An 18,980-nucleotide genomic window follows, 5' to 3' on the forward strand; every position below is an offset into this window, starting at 1 on the left:
CTATAAACATGACAACAGCAGATTTTACTACTACCTTAACGGTAGACCAAAGCCCGGAAGAAGTTTTCGGCGCCATTAATGACATCCGCGCCTGGTGGTCTGAAGACTTTAAAGGCAATTCTGAAAAACAGGATGATGAATTTGAGGTACGCTTTGCGGACATGCATTATTCTAAACAAAAACTAACAGAAGTTATTAAAAATGAAAAGGTTGTTTGGCTGGTTACAGAGAGCCATTTAAGTTTCCTTGAGGATAAAGATGAATGGACCGGCACCAGGATCATCTTTGAGATCGCACAAAAAGATGGTAAAACGCAATTGAATTTCACCCATATTGGTTTAATACCCGAAAGCGAATGCTATAACGACTGCTTTAAGGGCTGGAACTATTTTCTGCACCATAGCTTGTTCAACCTGATCACCACGGGCAAAGGGCAACCGCATCGCCTGGAAGACGCAACAGTAAAAACAGAAGTGTAGTTACATTTCAATAACATAAAAGAGCCGACTTTAAAGAAGCCGGCTCTTTTATGTTAAATTCGTCATTTTTTACTAAAGGCATAAACCATGACGATCTGTTATACGATAGATTTACATATTAGCTATCGGCTTGCCGTTTTTGATCTCCTCACTGCTTTTAGCTACATATAGCGCGTTGACTTTTAAACTTTTTCCGAACACCTCGGCCAAACTGTCGGTCACCCGGCCAAGACGTACCGGCACTCTTTTAGCGATATTTGAAGAATCTTCAATCATAAAGATACCATCGGCCGAGTTAACTACCGCGCCTTTAGGTACCACGAACGCATTTGCATCAGCATCCAACCCGATCACCGCTTCAGCAACCATGCCAGGGGATAATCTACGATCATCATTTATAACATCCAGTTCGATATGTTCAGAACGCAATGACTTGTCCATTACACCGGCCCTCCTGGCAATCTTCGCGCTAAACGGTTGGTCAGGGAAAGCTTTTACGGTAAATTTTACCACATCATTTAATTTGATAAAATTTTTATAGGCCTCAGGAATCTCAATCACCAGGCGCAGGTGTTGTTGCTCTGCAAGTGTAAAAATGGGTAATTCTGAGCCTTTTCCGGCAGGGCCGATATAAGCACCCAGGTTTACATTCCGTGCGCTTATTACGCCATCAAAAGGTGCACGGATGGTTAGATATTGCGCGATAGTTTTGTTTGCTTCATAATCAGCTTTCGCGGCTTGCATTTGTGCAAGGTCTGAGTTACGTTTTGCGCTGGCTATGTCTACATCATTTTTTGATATGGTGCCGGGTGTTTTGCTGGCATCAACAATACGCTCATAAGTTGCATTACTTTGCTCATAAATTGCCTGCTGTGCTTTATATTTTGACATAGATGCTGCTAGTTGCTGCACCAGTTCGGGTGCTTCAAGCGTGGCAAGCACCTGGCCTTTTTTTACTTCAGAACCCACATCAGCCGTCAGGTTTTTCACGTAGCTGTTAACCTTGGCGTAAATATCCACCTGACGGTAAGCAGTCAGCTCAGAAGGTATCTTAAGTTCAGTATGCAATGAGCCTTTTGATAAGGCAAATGTTGCCGGAACAGCTTTGGCCGCAGGCGCTGCCTTTTTCTCGGTTTCTTTACTTTCCCCGTCAGACGACGAGCAGCCTGCCCAAAATAATGAGGCAACGGCAATAGTGATAATTATAGCTTTAGTGTTCATTTTTTTATGCTGTTAAAGAGTTGATATATTCCATGCTTTCCTCGTCGTTAGCTTCAAGGGAAACTGATTTTACAGATGCTTTTTCCTGTGCCCAGGCAAACACCAGCGGCAGGATAAATAAAGTGGCAAATGTTGAGGCGATTAGTCCGCCTACCACGGCCCTACCCAGCGGCGATGTTTGGTCGCCTGCCTCACCTAACCCGCTGGCCATAGGTATCATACCTACAACCATTGCCAGGGCGGTCATTAAAATAGGTCTTAAGCGTAACGCTACGGCTTCGCGTGCCGAAAGCAGCGAACTACTATTGATTAACCTGATCTGCTCGGCATTTGTGATCAATAGTACCGCGTTAGAGATAGATACGCCCACCGACATAATTATACCCATGTAGGATTGCAGGTTAAGCGTAGAACCCGTAATGAGCAACATTACAAGCGAACCTATAATTACAGCAGGCACAGTAGTCAAAATAACGGCCGACACCCGGAACGATTGGAAGTTGGCTGCCAGCATCAGGAAGATCACTACAATGGCAACCAGCAAACCGTTTTGCAGGCTGCTTAGCGTGTCTGTTAATGTTTGGCTCAACCCCACCAGTTCGGCAGTAGTACCGCGCGGTAGTTCACCCAGTGATGCTATTGCTTTTTGTACATCTGCCGATGCCTTACCCAGATCCTGTTTATTCAGGTTAGCAGTTACAGAAAGTATAGGCAGCGCGCCAATGTCGTCATTTTCGCCATAAGTGGTATCCTGCTTAATGGTAGCCACGTCGCTCAATACCGGGCGGCTGCCATTGGCAAGCAAAGGTATTTCGCCGATATCATTAATGCTTTGCATTTTATTTTCGGGCACCTGCACCTGTACGTTATAGCTATTGCCTGATTTTTCATCGGTCCAGATGCTCCTGTCGGTATACCGTGAAGAAGAAGTAGAAGCAATTAATGAGCGCGATACATCATTTACATCAACACCTAATTGTGCCGCGCGCTGGCGATCGATCTCGATATTAATAGCAGGATATTTATTGGATTGCCCTAATTGTACATCACGCAGGTAAGGGATTTCCTTTAGTTTAGCTATCAGTTTGGCGGCGTACAACTCGTTCATCTTTTTATTACGGCCGGCAAAACGTACCTCGATCGGGGTTGGTGATCCCTGGCTCAAGATCTTATCGGTCAACTCGATAGGCTCAAAAGACAGCTTGATATCCGGAACTTGTTTGGCCACCTCGTGGCGTATTTTTTCCTTCAACTCATCAAGATTAGTATGATAACCTTCTTTAAAAGCCACCTGGAGGACTGCCTCTTGCGGACCGGCCATCCAAAGGAAAACCGGGTTGGTAGAAAACAGGTTTGGGTGAATACCCACATAGGCAGACGTGATCAGGATGTGATCGTCGCCCACAATATTCTTAATGATCTGCGTGGTTTGTAATGTTTTATCTTCGGTCCGTTCGATACGGGTACCCTCTGCCGCACGGATCCGTACCTGGAACTGTCCGCCATTTACCTTAGGTAAAATATCCTTACCGATATGGTTCAATAGTAAAGCGCCTATGATGATCGACACTATCAGATAGACCAGCACAACGGGTTTACGCAGCGGCATGATCCGGTCAATAAAATTAAGGAACCGCAAACGTAGGCGATCAAAACTGCTCAGTTTATCTGCAGGTGTATGTTCCAGTTCTTTTACGATCTCTTCTTTTTGGCTCCAGGTATGCTCTTCATCTCCCTTTACCGGTTGGTGCGCTTTTTTAGCATGGCTTTTCATGATCCAGTTAGCCATTACAGGCACAAAGGTTTGTGCAAGGAAATAAGAAGTAACCATGCTGAAACCGATGGCTAATGCCAATGGCAGGAACAACCCTCCCGGTATGCCGCCCATAGTAAACGCAGGTGCAAATACGGCAAGGATACAGAAAAGTATCAGCAATTTAGGAAAAGCTATCTCTTTACAGGCATCCCAAATGGCCAGGCGCTTTGGCTTACCCATATCAAAATGCTGGTGTATATTCTCTATGGTTACCGTACTTTCATCTACCAGGATACCTATGGCCAGTGACAAACCGCTCAAAGTCATGATATTGATGGTTTGCCCGAAAAGGCTAAGAAATAACACGCCGGATATAATAGATGCAGGGATGGTCAGGATAACGATAGTTGCACCGCGCCAGTCGCCCAGGAAAAGCAATACCATCAATCCCGTAAGGATAGCACCTATGGCGCCTTCTGATATTAGGCTTTTTACAGCGTTGATCACGTAAACAGACTGGTCAAAAGAATAGGTCAGCTTTACATCGTCCGGTAATTGCGACTGCATTTTTGGCAACGCTTTTTTCAGTTTCTGTACTACCTCCCAGGTAGAAGCATCGGCATTTTTGGCTATACTCATATAAACAGACCGCTTACCATTTACTAATGCGTAGCCGACAGTAATATCGGCACCATCCTCTACCGTAGCAACGTCGCGGATATAAACGTTACCTACACTACCTTTAAATAAAGGGATATCACCAAAATCTTTGATCTTATGAATCGTGGTATTGGTGGGTGTGATATAGTTTTTATCACCCACACGAACGTTTCCTGATGGAGTTGTCTGGTTATTAATGGCTATTGCCCTTACTATCTGATCCGGCGTAAGGTTATGGCTGCGCAATAAAGCAGGGTCAGGTTTGATTACTACCGTACGGATATTACCTCCGAATGGAGGCGGCGATAATAATCCGGGAATAGTTGTAAACGCGGAACGTACATATACGTTGGCCAAGTCAAGCAACTCGTTGTTGTTGCGTTTATCGCTGCTCACGATAACCTGCCCCACGGGAAGTGTCGAAGAGTCAAATCTTATTATGAATGGCGGATTGGAACCGGCAGGAAACAATGCCTGCGCACGGGCACTAGCGGCTGATGTTTCAGCTTCAGCCGCAGCCATATTAGTGCCCGGGTAAAAGTTAAGTTTGATAAGCGCCAGGCCCTGTATGTTCTTGGTTTCGATACTTTTTACGCCGTTAACATACAGCAGCGTATTGATATACTGCTTGGTGAAAAAAGTTTCCATCTGGTTTGGTGTGAAACCGCCATAAGGGTGCGCGATATATAAAACAGGCAAACCTAGCTGCGGAAAAATATCGATCTTGACAGACTTGATGGCGCTGATCCCGAAAAATAAAAGTGACACTACCAGCACCATGATGGTGATAGGTTTTTTAAGTGCAAATAAAATTAAGTTCATGGTGTTTAAAGGTTACTGGAAAATATATTGAAATCGCCGGTTGCCGCTGCTTTTAGTAGCAGGGCTTGCCAAACGTTGTTATAGGCAATGTCGCGGTCTGTTTCTGCCCTTACCAATGCATACAAAGCTTGGGTAACATTTACCAGGTCGGTAAGGCCGTGGTTATAAAGCACCAGTTTTTGATGATAAGTATCGTTGGCTGCCTTTACCTGCTGCGGCGTTTCATAATAATCTGCAATGGCATTTTTAAGTTTAGTATCGGCAAAATTATTCTGTGTGATGAGCTGCTGCTTTGTAAGTGCCAGCTCGTCTTTTAAGCCTTCGCTTATAAATCGTTGAGATTTAACCTGCTGTTTGGTGCGCAGCGGTTGCGTAATATTCCACGTAACCCCCAGCGCTACGACATAGTTGGTACGGTCAGGACTTAAGCCCGACGACAGGCCACTATCATAATTAGGGTGAGCGGCAGAATAAGTGTAATTAAACCCCGATCCCCTGGTTTGCATAGCTGCACCTAATGTAAACGTTGGCAAAGCCAGTGTTTTATAATATTTAGCCTGGTCATTGCTATACAGAATCCGGTTTTTGTAAAAAGAAAGTACCGGGTGATTAGCCGCCAAAGAATCGTAGGTCAGCGGGAGCGTTTTGGGCAGGTTGGCTATAAAAACAGTGTCAGGCTCTATCTTCTGCGGTTCTGTGCCAAGTAGTTTTACCAGCGCGCTATTTTGATCGTCTTCATAAGTCATAGCGTTTAACAGTATGCTTTTTGAGTTTGATACCTCTGCATTGGCTTGTGATGAATCTACGCCGGCGATCAGGTCTTTTTTTGCTTTCCTTACAATCACCTGCCTGAGCGTGTCTGCACGGTCAAGGTTTTTGTGATAAGATGCGGTTAGCCTGTGGGCGGCCAACAAGTTAAGGTAAGCCGCAGCTACCCGCACTTCGTGCTGAAATATCTCTTGTGAAACGTCACTGGCATCAAGATCTTGTTTAGCGCCTGCCGTTAAGATCTTTTGCTTTGAACGGCCGAACGCGTAAAAATCCCAGTTGATATTGGCCAGGTAAAGCGAACCGAAAGCGGCATTCCAATTTTGGCTGGCCAGCGGTATACCGCCGGATGAGATTCCTGCCGGACCAAAACCATAGGCCGGGCCATTAATACCATTTGCTGTACCATAATCTGCCTGTGCAGATAAATTGAAGTTAGGCAGATAATCTAATTTTGCCTGTACAACAGACGCGGTTGAAGCTTTTACATAAGCCTGTTTGGCTTTTATGATGCCATAGTTGTCAAGCGCTGTCTTAATGGCTTGCTTAAGTGTTAAAGGGGTTTGAGCTTTTATTGTAGTGCTGAACATAACGAGAGCGAGAACAAAAATCCTTACCGGGGAAGTGATGCTTCCAAAAAATAAAGGACGTAAGTATCCTACCCCCGGCATGCCGGAGCTCTTTAATTGTGCTATTTTCATGGCTTTGTTGTTTTTAGATAGCTGGCCTAAACCAGCTTGCGTACAATTTCTTTAGCGTTCTCTAACGATTGATGTGATTTAGTAATGTAAGTAAGGATGAGCCCACCTTCCAGGTGCAGGAAAACGCTTTCTGCAAATTGTTCATCGTTTAACAACCTGTCCTTTGGCCTGTTCATTTGCTTAACCAGTTCAATGACGTGGGCCTTTAGGTTGTTTTTGAATTTAGACGTTCGTTCCAAAACATCAATTTCATCTTTTGGCATTTCTGCGCTAATTTTATTCCAATGGCAGCCGCCGTAATTGGATTTGATCTGCCGGCCAATACGATAATCAAATATGGCGATGAGCCTGTCAAATGGGTCAGTAATGTCCTTACTAAATTCCGCTAGGCCATCAAACCATTTGTCATAGATCCGGTCGAGGTAGGCCAAAAGCAATTCGCTTTTTGAACTGAAGTGATTGTAAAGAGATGGCTTTGAGATACCGGCCTCTTCAATGATCTGATTAATACCGGTAAGATTATAACCTTGTTCATAAAACAACCTATCGGCCGTTTCCATGATCTTATCAAATACTACTACTGGTTTCATAGAGCAAATATACGTACAACAAGTTAACTTACAAGTCTGTTAAATTACTATTTGATTTAATAACATTTTGCTGACATATCCATTTGCCAATAATACCGTGCAATGAAACAGGATGAAGCAGGATCTCACGAAGAACTGAACATTTAAATGACTTGCAGGCTGACTAACGACAACGAATTTATAATTCACTATCTTGCAGCAACCAATAAGCGTATAATTTTAATATGACACATCACTCGTTTTTTAATTTGCATGGCGAAGGTAAAGGCCGCGCGATTAAGCCAGGGCTGGTTTACAACCCTTTTTCTGTTTACAAATTCAGTGTAAAGTGATATGAGCTTTTTAACTTTTGGCGAGATCATGCTCAGGCTTACTCCACCGGTAAGCGGAGAAAAATTGTATGGCAGTTCCGTTTTCGCAGTCAACTATGCCGGTTCTGAATCAAACGTTGCCAGTTCATTGGCAATATTGGGTAATAGCGTACAGTTTATTACTAAAGTGCCCGACAATACAATTGGCGACAACGCTATCCGCTCATTAACAAATTATGGTGTAGATGTTGCCCAAATAAAAAAAGGCGGCGAACGTTTGGGTACTTATTTTGTTGAGTTGGGGTCTTCAATCCGCCCGTCAAGGGTTATCTATGATAGAAAATTCTCTGCTTTTAGCCAGATCGATGTTAATGAATTTGATTGGCAGGAGATCCTTGAAGGGAAATCCTGGTTATTTGTGTCCGGCATCACCGCTGCTGTATCCGATAGCTGCGCGGAGGCCACCATTGCCCTTGTAGCGCAAGCAAAAAAATTAAATGTGAATGTGGCGTTTGATTTTAATTACCGGCGTACGCTATGGAGTGATAATTTAAAAGCCAGGCAGGTATTTGACCGCATACTTGAACATACTGATCTGTTGTTAGGAAACGTTGGCGGATTAATAGATGTTTACGATATGAAGATTAACGGCAGTAATGAAACTGAAATGGCTCATCACGGTATACAATTGACTGCTGCGCAATTTGGACTTAAACAAATTGCCTTTACCATTCGCGAACATAATTCTGCATCAAGCAACAGGCTTGGCGCTGTTTTCTTTAACGAAGGCAAAACTTACATATCACCCAATTACACAGTTGATATTACCGACCGCTTTGGCAGCGGGGACGCATTTGCTGCAAGTATACTTCATGCCTTAAACAAAGGCTGGGATAATCAAAAGATCATCAATTTTGCAGCCGCGGCTTTTGCCTTAAAACATACTATACCCGGCGATCAGCATACCAGCCCGGAACACGAAATAATTTCAATTATGGAGGGTAATACCTCCGGTCATGTTATCAGATGAAATCATCCATTATAAATCATATCGAATCGGCCAAAGTGGTGGCCATTATCAGGTTAGACGATACCGATACTGTTCGACCCGTCATCAAGGCGCTCATTGAATCTGGTATCTCTGTTTTAGAAATCACCAGCAATACACCCTCTTTTTGCGAACATATTACCTGGGCCCGGCAAAACTATCCGGATACACTAATTGGTGCAGGGACAGTAATTACCCCGGCATTAGCCCGGGAGGCTATTCAGGCAGGTGCCCAGTTTTTAGTAACACCTAATACTGATATTGAAGTTTTAAAAGTGGCACAAAACGCCGGGGTGGTTACGCTTATGGGCGCCATGACGCCTACCGAAGTGGCAGTTGCCGTTACCAACGGCGCCGACTTTGTGAAAGTTTTCCCGGCTGGGCCATTGGGTATTGATTACTTTAAGGCATTGCTTGGCCCTTTTAAAGGGGCAAGGTTTTTAGCTGTCGGCAGTGTTAACACAGCAAATGTGGCCGAATGGTTAAAGGCAGGCGCAATAGGCGTTGGTGTTGGCGGGTCATTTACCAGCGGAACGCAAGAGCATATTAAAGAAAAGGTAACCGGGTTATTGGCGCAAGTTAAACAAGCCGCTCTATAAAAAATCAGCTTAAAGATCAAACATGGTATTTCAAGAGGTTTTAAATAAAAAGCGCAGAAAACTTATTCCAGAATTTGATAAGCTTTTGGAGTTATGTTATAATAACCAAACTCATCCCGGTGATTTATTATTAATGCATCAAAATGGTTATTATTATCCAGAGGTTCATAATTGGACTCATACAAGTGAGAAATTATCGCCTTATGTTATGGGTCCGGATAATGAAGGGCATTCTGAACAAACCCACTACGACTTTATAGGTAGATATATAAATTCAAACCTATTAACACAACCGTTATCGGATTATTTGAACAGTGTTAAGTTTGATTCTAATACAACTGAAGAATTAAAAAAACTAGAGGATGACGAAGCTTATAGTATTCAAAACGAAATGCTTATTTATCTGAAAATTTGGGAGTCCGATGCCTTTATTAAAAGTCTTTATCAATTGGCAAGAATTGCAATTGGCGAATCTTATGATTGGCATTTTAAAATAAAGGAAAGCCCTAATGATAAAACAGCTACTGGCACTCGTGGAGAAATATTAAGAAAACAAATTATAGATAAATTTAAGTTGATTTTACCCAATCTATTTAATTCATTCGATGCCGCCTATAAGGCGCAAATTAGAAATGCTATAGCTCACTCGCAATATATCATTTTGGGACGAACAATAACGCTAAACAATTACAAAAAAGGGAGTGATTATAACAATTTGCCAAGTATTTCATTTGATAAATGGACAGAAGTATTTCACGAAACGATTATATTGCATTTTCTCTATAATAAACTCCTTGCCAAAGTGCTAAACATTTATGACCAGATTGCATCGCAGAATAACAATTTCTTTCAAATAAGGATTAATCGTGAAGATCCCATCATATCTACTGAATATCGACAAGTAAAATATGATCCAATCTTTAAATATTGGAGATAACTCCCCACTGGTCGAAGTTTTTAAAACAAAACAGGCTTGCTATTTGAACAAGCTTGTTTCGTTTAAAAAGATTACAAGTTGATAACCACATTGCCTGGCAAGAACTGGGCTGCTGCAGGATAAGTAAACGTATCACCTTGTGAGGCTTCACCATTTTTATCCACCAAAGTAATAGTACCGTTGATATTGTCCTTATCCACCGATAAGGTCATAAAGCCATGATCTTTATCATTACCAAACATTAATTTCGCACCAGTATTGTCATCTACATCACCTGCTGCAGCTGTTAAATGGTGCAAGTGATAATAGCCGCCATTTCCGGCTACGAAGAACGGTGTAACCCGGTCTTCAATAATCTCTTTTTCAATCCGCTGTACATTATGCACATGAGCTGTCAGTACCATATTAGGTACGCGTCTAGAATCATTAATTGCATGTTGCAACGCATCTGCCATTGCCGGGCTGCCACTATGATGATCGTCAAATGAATAAATCGGATGGTGAAGGCTTACAATCAGCGCTTTATCTTTTGACGCAGTATATAGTTCATTAGTCAGCCATTGCTGCTGTACAGAATCTATTGAACCATGTTCCGGAACATTTGTATACATGCCGACTATGGTTACGAACGGGGATATTAAAGTGTAGTATACGTTAGGCAATGACAAGGTTACCCTTGGAGCATCTTTTGAAATTGGATCGACATGCGGCTTTGCTGTCGTAAAATATTGTACCCATCCGTCAAGCGACGTTTGCGAAGCATCTATCGGGTCGCCGTCATGGTTGCCCGGAATTGCGAAGATTGGTACATTATAATGATCGTATGGCTCATAAAACTGGTCATAATATTTATCTATTTCGCCATTGTAATATACCAAGTCACCTAAATGATAAAAAAACGATGGAGCATCGTCCCCTTTATTCAGGTCGCCTTTCATTATACTCGCTACATTGGCCTGGTATTCGGCATTTTTGATGCCACCCGTGTCACCGACTGTATGAAACACAATCTTGCCCAGTGCCGAGGCTTTTGCTGTTATCCCAGGGATTGCATCTTCAATATTGTAATGATAAGGGGGTTGACCCAACGGCGGGGGTAATTGCTGAAAACGTTGGGTACTGTGAGTAAGTGGCGACAATGGGTGTATACCAGGATGTGCCTGTGATTGTTTTCTAGGTGGGCGCTGACGGGTCTGACCCTGCATAAGTGGACTGCTCATAATTGCTTTAGGTTTAATATTTATATCAAAACAAATAATTTACTATTAAATTTCTATTAGATACACATTAAATAACAATCTCATTATCAAAAGATAAAACCAATAGCTGTCCCCCACCACTGGTCGAAGTTTAAAAACTTCGACCTAAAATGCCGCAAGCATTCTGCTTGCATCAATTAAACACAGGCTGAGAGCTTACATTATCCTATATTTGTTGCGGGTGGCGTTGCTATACCGTGCAATTGGTTATACTTGGCTGTCCATGCAAGCATATCTGTTATATTCAGCCCGTCATCAAAATGAACAGGATCGGGCTTGCCAAAGTCGCCACCCCACCTTAGTCCGGCAGCCTTCACTTCATCAATAAACTGGCGTATAACCCCGGTTGCTGTTTGCATTTTTGTAGAGTTATAAAAAGCGCCCGCCAGTTCAAGGTTACAATCAATGGCATGGCCTATCATATGGTTACTATGCGTAGCCGGCGTTACAATAGCCCCCGGCACGTTGGCATCAACCCGGTAAGAAGAGTTTACAAACACGGTGATATTATACTTCTGTGCAATAGCATTCATCTTGATCAGGCTTGGTTCAAAATCCTCATCAATGGTGCAATCGTTTTTAAAATTGGATGCGGTAAATTTTTTCATTGTTGACAGGTATTTAGGTGCTCATGAAAATATAGCTCTGTTACTAACTGGTTTAAAGGCTATTAACGGTTGGAAATAATAATTTAAGATAAAAATAATTCAGCACTTTTCAAAACCGGTAAATTAATTTCCGTCACTGGTCGAAAGTTTAACAAATCGGCCTAAAATGTAGCAGGCATGCTGCTTTCGAGTGCCTTAATAAACGATAATAAAAGACATAATTACAACGAAATTTTGAACATGCGGCTTCTGTACATTATACCACGGATTACACGGAAGTCCATGGTATTAAGCGATATCAAGTTATGCTGAACGTTTCTCCTTCCTAACCGCCGTTCATCAACCGCACGGGTCCGATCAGCCCGGATGGTATGAGTGGCGCGTCTTTTGAAAAATAATTCCAGGTCGTAAAGCCATACCTGCCTTTCGATGGCCTTGGCTGATTATTTAAGAACCAATCCGGGAAAGCTTTTAAAAATTTGCCGCTGTTGTAAAAATAGCCGTTTGGTGACCATTCACAATCGTCCGGATCCTGCTCGTCACCGATGAGCCTGTTCGCCCAGACGTTAGTCACTTCAACGGTTAGGACATTTCCCTTTGTTTTAATCAAAGCTTTAGGTATGGTAACTCCCCAAGGTGCCGTCCATACCACCCCAAGATCTTTTTTATTGAGGTACACATGCGCAATGTGCTTTACTTCCCCAAGGTCCACATACAGTTCATGGCTGATCTCGCTTTCAGGCACATCGAAACTAATGTTGTAGACCGCAGTACCGCTAAAATATTTTATTTTTTTGTCTGCACTTTTTGTCCAATCCTGGAGTCCCTCAAAAACTATCGGTTCTTTGGGACCACCCCAGGCGGGATCAAACCGGACCTGCCAGTTGCCGGTTAATGCCTGCAGCGGTTTTAATACTTTAAAATTGCTACCGGCTAAACCACCAGACCTCTCATATTTCTTCCTAAAGACTACAAAATAGCTCTCCGCATCTTCAAAATTCAAAGCGATCTGCGTATGTGTCCCGTTGTCTTCAAAATTTGGCAGGTCGCGGATCTCACCGGTTACCGGGTTCCATAGTTCCGGTTGCCTGCCGCTAACCTGGAACCGGCAATAAGCGTAGCCACTGGTATGCGCCGTATTAGCGATAAAAAAGATGTCTGTATTTTCTGCCTTGCGGTGCGCGTAATCTATCTTCAGGCCCTCGGGCTCCTCCAAAACCACCAGATCGCTGTCTGATTTCACCGGGATGCCCATTTGTAATAAGGCGCTGCAACGCTGCCAGTACGTAACCGTGGCTTTCGCGGCTTTCCACCACGTTTGCGTCCGGTCAAAATGCGTCCCCCACTGGCCCATAGATGCGCCAGGCAGGTATTTGCTATCCCAGGGCTGGTGCGTAAAACGGTGGATGACGAAACGGTTTATCCCTTCGCAAAAAGCTTTGTCGCCTACAGGCTTCAGCCATGCCGGGTATTCATCCCACTTACTGCTAACCGGCTGTCCGGTGAAGGCTTCTGCCATAATTACATTTTTACCCGTTTTACGGATCGCAGCGATAACAGATTCGGTCATGTAACTGGTGAACTTACCGTCATCGGTCCAGAATTCACACATGGGATCTGATACCTGCGGCGTTATTTCATCAAGGCGCCATGGCCCGCCGTAAGCCTCTGAAAAATAGTCGAGCCCTGCCGCTTTCAATTTCGCGGCTACTGTTTTAAAATATACATCCCTGAACAGGGCTTCAGTCACCCGTTCAAAGTCATACCTGAATTTAATGGAGTCTTCCCGGCTGCCGATCGTTCTACCTGCGAAGGTCGCCAGGTAGGGCACGATATCGTAACCCGTGTATTTGGAGAAAACTTCCCGCATTTTGGGTGTCCAGGTTACGGGATCGATCTCGTAACTATCGTAAAATATACCTGTTAAGGTGTTCCCTACATATTTGCCAACATGCTTTTTGATCTCGCTAAGCATGTGGTCTGTTTGAAAACTCACCGCTTCGGGATCCATCTTATCGCATTCTAACCCGGTTGCCCTCGGCTGCGCGGGTTGTATAACTGCACCGGTGGTCGTATGACCGAACCGATAGATCATCCATTTCCCGGGAGGTGCATGCCAGTCCAGGTTCCCATCCGTATCCATTTTAGCGCTCAGGTCAATGATGCTATCTTTAGCCACGGTTCCTGTAGCCGGCATAGCCAGAACGGAAATGTCTTTATAATACGATTTGCGGGCCTCTATCAGCAGGTTTTCCAGTTTCCCGGTTACCGGGTCATAAGAAGGGAAACGCATATTTGCATGCGGATCGACCACCGGCTTATCCAGTCTTATCGATAACCGACCATTACCTTCGATTTGCCTCGTACTCCAGCAAACTTCCTGCATAGATTGTTCCGGTTTGATCCACGGTCCTCCGCTGGAAGTGTAGCCCGGGCAATTGTATAACGCTATTTTGATATTCAATCGTTTTGCTTCCGACATGGCGAATTCGACCAGTTTCCACCAAGGTTCTGTCCAGGCTACAATTTCAGGCGTCGGCGACCCGGCTATCGTGCCATTCCAGGGCGTGTTAATGTCAGCTAAAGACGCCAGCATGGCCAAGCTAAACCCTTCCTTTTTAAGAGCTTCCAGATCTTTGGTGATTCCTGCTTTGCTTACATTGGAACCCATCCACATCCAAAGGATGCCAGGTTTCGCGGATTCCGGCGGGTTACGAAAAAAGTATTCAGGATCGGGCCGGGTTTGAGACCTTGCGACTAAATTAAATAGTATATTTAGCAGCATGACCATACCGCATACAGCGAAACGTAAGTTTCCTTTTTTCATATCATTAATTTGGTTTAAGCAATTGGCGTGCTATTCTGTAAAAGTAGCTTTCAAGAACCATCTATCTTATACCTATAGTTACTTTTTTTTGTACTTTTTGCGATGATCAAATAGTGTAGAATATGGAAATGGTTGACAGTTACCAAATCCGCTCTGCCATTTTTGCCTAGTTGGAAACATCAAATACTCCGTGCAGGACCAGGCGACGGTTATCGCTGAAAACTTTATCCTCCAGCCATTTCAGGACCAATTTGTCCTTGATTGCGAAATCCCCGGTAATTTGTCTTTTGGAAACAAAGTGGGGAGAATCTATGAATTTCCGATCTCCTTTTTGATAGACGACATACTTTACATTAAAGGTGCCGTCAACCTTTTCATGGTGCGAATAAATTTTTGCACTTACGGTCGTAGCCATAATTTACAGTAATTAAGACGCCAGATCCCGTTACGTATTTGTTACATGGAGGCGTCAAGTTCAACAAAAAATTATGTAAATCCCGTAACAAATATGTAACAGCCACGGTGCCACAGGTGACCCTGACCAGCATATGCGAGACGAAAAAACCCGCTCTACGTGTGTAAAAAGCGGGTTTTTAACGTTGTGCGCCCACCTGGGCTCGAACCAGGGACCAAAAGATTATGAGTGTTGCACCCTCGAACCAACTGAGCTTGGAAAGGGACATATTTGCCTTTATAAAACAGAAATGCGCCAAATGTGCGCCAAATGTATACAGAACCCAAAATCGTCACAACAAATGATTTACAAACAAGATCATACATTACCTTCTATCTAAACAACAAACGAATAAGAGAGTATAACGGAAAGAGCCTTAACTTAACTATTAATCCCAATCGCGCTTCATCAATAGGTGAACGTAACAAACTCCTAAGACAGTTACAGTTTGAGTTACTGAAGGCGCTACAAACCAATAACTACCCAGCTACACCAGCAGTAATTGATATACCTGTCGAAGAGCCTGGAACACAAATATTATTAAAAGCAGCACTTGACAAGAAGCTAAATGCAAGTCTGAGCAAGACCTATAAACGAAACTTAAGATTGATTTATGAGCAATTTATAAGATTCTTATCAGAAGAAGAGCGCAACTCGCCTATAACCAACCTTACGACTATGCGGATTGAACAATTTCTATCAAATTACAATTCGTCAGGAACATATTATATGGACAGACGCAGGGATTTAGGAGTTTTATTTGCTTCAGTTGGCCGTATGCTTGATAAAACGCTTCATGTAGTTAAAAAGACCGAACCAGCAAGGGTCAAAGCGAGGCTGCATAGAGCATACGATAAGGAACAGATTAAACCGATACTTGAATATCTTAAAGTTAAAAACTATAATCTGTATTTATGCTGTCTATTCACTTATGGGGCGTGGCTAAGACCTGATGAAGAAGTAAGATTGCTAACAAAGGAACATTTTAAGAGCGATAACACAGAGGTACACTTGTCAGGTTCCGAGAATAAGGGTGGTAAAGTCCGTGTCGTCTACTTACCAGAATACATTAGAGACGAGATTGTGCCGATCTTAAACCAAATTGATAGATCAGATAATATATTCACTGGCAGCACAAAGCCGTTTAACGATGCTTACTTTAATACCCTAAATGAGCTGTTTCCAATAATTTCAAATTCTTTGCACTTCCCTGTACAGAAACAGGTTTGATATAAAATATGGGAATGGAAGAATACATAATTAAGCAAGCAAAGTTAGGACTGGTGCTTTTGAAGCGCATGAAAGACTACGGCATAAACCCTCAACCTCTACACAGTCCATTTATTCCGTTTCCTTTCTTGCTTTATCGCACCAAACCTGAGTGAGTGGCTTATTAATTATGCTTATCTTAGCTTAAAAACTGCGCCAAAACTGCGCCAAATCACAGATTGTTAACCTTAAAAATGAAGCCTATGTAGAAAACAAAAGCAATCACTACAAGAACAAAAATGAAACCCTTTATTTATTAATCAAATTCAAAATCTGCATTTCTGACTTATAAAGGCACTTTTACGCTTATTTGGATATAAAACAATAAGGTCCCACAGTAAATACTGCAGGACCTTTTAAGTGCGCCCACCTGGACTCGAACCAGGGACCAAAAGATTATGAGTCTTCTACTCTAACCAACTGAGCTATAGGCGCGCAGAAACTTTGTTAAATTTCAGGCTGCAATGTTACAACTTTGCCTTCAATTTACAAAGTCTATTTTATTAAAAATAGCATATTTTTGATGACGGCGCTTTTAAGCCTAACTTTTGCCAATTATGAATAAGCTATCACAAAATCGCAGGGAAGCCTTACAAATTATGGGGCTAACTGCCGGCTCCGCCTTGTTAAACAAACCCGCATCAGCTATGACTGCTACAAAAAAGACCGGACCCTCATTTAAATACTCACTGAATATGAGCACCATACGCGGACAAAATTTAGGGTTTATCAAAGAAATTCAGACTGCTGCAAAGGCCGGGTTTACTTCTGTCGAGATCTGGCTGGATACGTTTAATACCTATCTGCAAAACGGTGGTTCAATCTTAGAGGCAAATAGACTGCTTGACGATATGGGCGTGAAAGTTGAAAACGCCATCGGTTTTGCCGAGTGGATGGTGGACGACGAGGCTAAACGAAAAGACGCATTAGCGCAGCTTAACCGTCAGATGGACCTGCTGGCGAAGATAGGTTGTACACGTATTGCCGCCCCGCCGGCCGGCGCTACCGGGTTGCCGTTGATTGACCTGAACATAATTACAGATCGTTATCGTGCTATATTGGATCTGGGCGACAAAACCGGCGTCACACCTATGGTTGAAATGTGGGGAGGCTCACACAACCTTAAGAAAATAAGCCAGGTATTATACATTGCTGCCGAAAGCGGGCATAAAAACGCATTGGTACTTTTAGATGCTTTCCATATTTACAAAGGCGGATCGAGTTTAGATAGTTTGCCCTTTGTAGGCAAAAATGCTATAGAAGTATTCCACATAAATGATTATCCGGCAGATATAGCACCCGAAAAAATATCAGAACCTGATAGAGTTTACCCCGGCGATGGCATTGCCCCGCTGAAACAAATATTGCAAATCATTAAAAACCCCGATAAACCTGTAGTGATTTCGCTGGAAGTATTTAATGAAAGTTATTATAAGCAAGACCCTTTACTGGTTGCTAAAACAGGGCTGGCAAAAATGAAAGCGCTAACAGAAAATTTATAACCTGTTTATATTTTATTAGCTATAATTGCAACGAAACAAAGCACCTTTACTGATTTATGAAACCCATTAAGAATATCATCTTTGATTACGGCAACGTAATTTTTAATATAGATTTTAACCGCGTTGCCGCAGCATGGAAAAAGTTGGGTATTACTAATGCCGATGAATTTTACGGGCACAGGCAGCAGGATGATGTTTTCAATGCCTTAGAACGCGGCCAGATCAGTCCTGCGGCTTTCAGGGACCGTATCAGGGAGTTAACGCACAAACCCGAACTTACAGACGAGCAAATTGACGATGCCTGGAACCAGATATTTGTTGGAATCCCAAAAGGTAATCATGAAATCTTGCAACAGATTAAGGATAAATACCGCACCTTTTTATTAAGCAATATCAACGCAATCCATTACGATTACGTGCATGATTATTTAAAGCGTGAATATAACATGGTTGATAACAGTCATCTTTTCGAAAAAACTTATTACTCGCATCTGGTAGGTAAACGCAAGCCTGATGCAGAAATCTTTGAACAGGTATTGCATGAAAACAACCTCGACCCGGCAGAAACCTTATTTATTGATGACAGTCCTCAACACTTAGAAACTGCCAAAAAACTTGGTCTTCAAACTTATTTAATGACCGCGCCTGATAATTTGCAACAATACTTTAAAACAAACGGCTTACTATAAATGCATAATTTATTATCGGCTCAGTATGATGAAGTAAAGGGGGCGCGGGCAGCATTATTTGCTTATTGTGATACCATCAGTGATATTGATCTATTAAAAGGTATTGCGGAGTTTAATAACACATCCATTTTAAGCCTGTTAACACATATTGCAAATACTTATATGCATTGGCTGGCCCAGTTTGATGAAAATAGCGATTTAATTTTCTTTGATGATCTATCAGTTAGCAAGTTAACTGATGTTATAACAATATATGATCAAATAGATCACGTAGTCTCCGATTTTTTAGATCGTTATAGTGCGGATTATACAAAACCCATCACTCAAAAACTCCCCCGGCGGGATCATGTTTTAACAGTCACGCCGCTTCAGTTATATACTCATGCCATAACACACGAGTTTCATCATAAAGGACAGGTATTGAGCATGAGCAGGTTATTGGGTTATATCCCGCAGGATACTGATGTTATCCGGTTTTAG

General features: G+C 42.7%; 16 protein-coding genes and 1 tRNA gene. 8 read left to right on the plus strand and 9 right to left on the minus strand.

All coding sequences use genetic code 11. The features are described from left to right. The first annotated feature begins 8 nt into the window (after positions 1-8). Positions 9-479, plus strand: coding sequence for an SRPBCC family protein (locus FO440_RS18065; RefSeq protein ID WP_144249685.1), 471 nt, complete (start codon positions 9-11; stop codon positions 477-479). Positions 480-590: 111 nt separating this feature from the next. On the opposite strand, the gene FO440_RS18070 is transcribed toward FO440_RS18065, so the two are convergent. The 4 genes from FO440_RS18070 to FO440_RS18085 are packed head-to-tail and all read right to left on the minus strand — an operon-like array spanning position 591 to position 6,997. Continuing rightward, entirely contained in the window at positions 591-1,700 is a 1,110-nt protein-coding gene (locus FO440_RS18070; protein WP_144249686.1) for an efflux RND transporter periplasmic adaptor subunit, read from the minus strand. A 4-nt stretch (positions 1,701-1,704) separates the two neighbouring features. After that, on the minus strand, positions 1,705-4,938 hold the full coding sequence (locus tag FO440_RS18075) for an efflux RND transporter permease subunit (RefSeq protein ID WP_144249687.1): 3,234 nt from the start codon (positions 4,936-4,938) through the stop codon (positions 1,705-1,707). Between the two features lie 5 nt (positions 4,939-4,943). Next, positions 4,944-6,407: a TolC family protein gene (locus FO440_RS18080; protein WP_246104256.1), complete on the minus strand. Its 1,464-nt coding sequence runs from the start codon at positions 6,405-6,407 to the stop codon at positions 4,944-4,946. Positions 6,408-6,433: 26 nt separating this feature from the next. Continuing rightward, positions 6,434-6,997, minus strand: coding sequence for a TetR/AcrR family transcriptional regulator (locus FO440_RS18085; protein WP_144249688.1), 564 nt, complete (start codon positions 6,995-6,997; stop codon positions 6,434-6,436). A 333-nt stretch (positions 6,998-7,330) separates the two neighbouring features. Between FO440_RS18085 and FO440_RS18090 the strand changes: the two genes are divergently transcribed. From FO440_RS18090 to FO440_RS18100, 3 genes are read left to right on the plus strand one after another with little or no spacing between them, the layout of a single operon-like run. Next, positions 7,331-8,338 carry a sugar kinase gene (locus tag FO440_RS18090; protein ID WP_144249689.1) on the plus strand — a complete coding sequence of 336 codons (1,008 nt, stop codon included), beginning with the start codon at positions 7,331-7,333 and terminating at the stop codon, positions 8,336-8,338. Beyond that, positions 8,335-8,955, plus strand: a complete 621-nt coding sequence (locus FO440_RS18095; protein ID WP_144249690.1) for a bifunctional 4-hydroxy-2-oxoglutarate aldolase/2-dehydro-3-deoxy-phosphogluconate aldolase — start codon at positions 8,335-8,337, stop codon at positions 8,953-8,955. The genes FO440_RS18090 and FO440_RS18095 overlap by 4 nt, the downstream gene beginning before the upstream one ends. Positions 8,956-8,977: 22 nt before the next feature. Further along, the gene (locus tag FO440_RS18100; RefSeq protein ID WP_144249691.1) at positions 8,978-9,892 is read left to right on the plus strand and encodes a hypothetical protein; all 915 of its coding nucleotides are present in this window, start codon (positions 8,978-8,980) and stop codon (positions 9,890-9,892) included. 71 nt (positions 9,893-9,963) lie between these two features. Here FO440_RS18100 and FO440_RS18105 read toward each other — a convergent pair whose 3' ends face one another. From FO440_RS18105 to FO440_RS18120, 4 genes are all read right to left on the minus strand, one after another. Further along, positions 9,964-11,112, minus strand: coding sequence for a metallophosphoesterase family protein (locus FO440_RS18105; RefSeq protein ID WP_144249692.1), 1,149 nt, complete (start codon positions 11,110-11,112; stop codon positions 9,964-9,966). Positions 11,113-11,312: 200 nt separating this feature from the next. After that, a complete protein-coding gene (locus FO440_RS18110; RefSeq protein WP_144249693.1) occupies positions 11,313-11,759 on the minus strand; it encodes a M15 family metallopeptidase in 447 nt (148 codons plus the stop codon). Between the two features lie 325 nt (positions 11,760-12,084). Then, positions 12,085-14,586, minus strand: a complete 2,502-nt coding sequence (locus FO440_RS18115) for a glycosyl hydrolase (protein ID WP_144249694.1) — start codon at positions 14,584-14,586, stop codon at positions 12,085-12,087. Between the two features lie 166 nt (positions 14,587-14,752). Continuing rightward, on the minus strand, positions 14,753-15,001 hold the full coding sequence (locus FO440_RS18120; RefSeq protein ID WP_144249695.1) for a hypothetical protein: 249 nt from the start codon (positions 14,999-15,001) through the stop codon (positions 14,753-14,755). A gap of 309 nt (positions 15,002-15,310) precedes the next feature. Between FO440_RS18120 and FO440_RS18125 the strand changes: the two genes are divergently transcribed. Next, positions 15,311-16,270, plus strand: coding sequence for a hypothetical protein (locus FO440_RS18125; RefSeq protein WP_144249696.1), 960 nt, complete (start codon positions 15,311-15,313; stop codon positions 16,268-16,270). A gap of 400 nt (positions 16,271-16,670) precedes the next feature. Here the strand turns inward: FO440_RS18125 and FO440_RS18130 are convergent. Then, a tRNA-Ile gene (locus FO440_RS18130) sits at positions 16,671-16,744 on the minus strand. 122 nt (positions 16,745-16,866) lie between these two features. Between FO440_RS18130 and FO440_RS18135 the strand changes: the two genes are divergently transcribed. Genes FO440_RS18135 through FO440_RS18145 form a run of 3 tightly spaced genes read left to right on the plus strand, consistent with a single transcriptional unit; the run spans position 16,867 to position 18,980 of the window. Next, positions 16,867-17,811 carry a sugar phosphate isomerase/epimerase family protein gene (locus tag FO440_RS18135; RefSeq protein ID WP_144249697.1) on the plus strand — a complete coding sequence of 315 codons (945 nt, stop codon included), beginning with the start codon at positions 16,867-16,869 and terminating at the stop codon, positions 17,809-17,811. Between the two features lie 56 nt (positions 17,812-17,867). Continuing rightward, positions 17,868-18,500: an HAD family hydrolase gene (locus tag FO440_RS18140; RefSeq protein ID WP_144249698.1), complete on the plus strand. Its 633-nt coding sequence runs from the start codon at positions 17,868-17,870 to the stop codon at positions 18,498-18,500. Next, positions 18,501-18,980 carry a DinB family protein gene (locus FO440_RS18145; protein WP_144249699.1) on the plus strand — a complete coding sequence of 160 codons (480 nt, stop codon included), beginning with the start codon at positions 18,501-18,503 and terminating at the stop codon, positions 18,978-18,980.

Origin of the sequence: Mucilaginibacter corticis (assembly GCF_007558865.1) — a bacterium.
In the GTDB taxonomy this organism is placed as follows: domain Bacteria; phylum Bacteroidota; class Bacteroidia; order Sphingobacteriales; family Sphingobacteriaceae; genus Mucilaginibacter; species Mucilaginibacter corticis.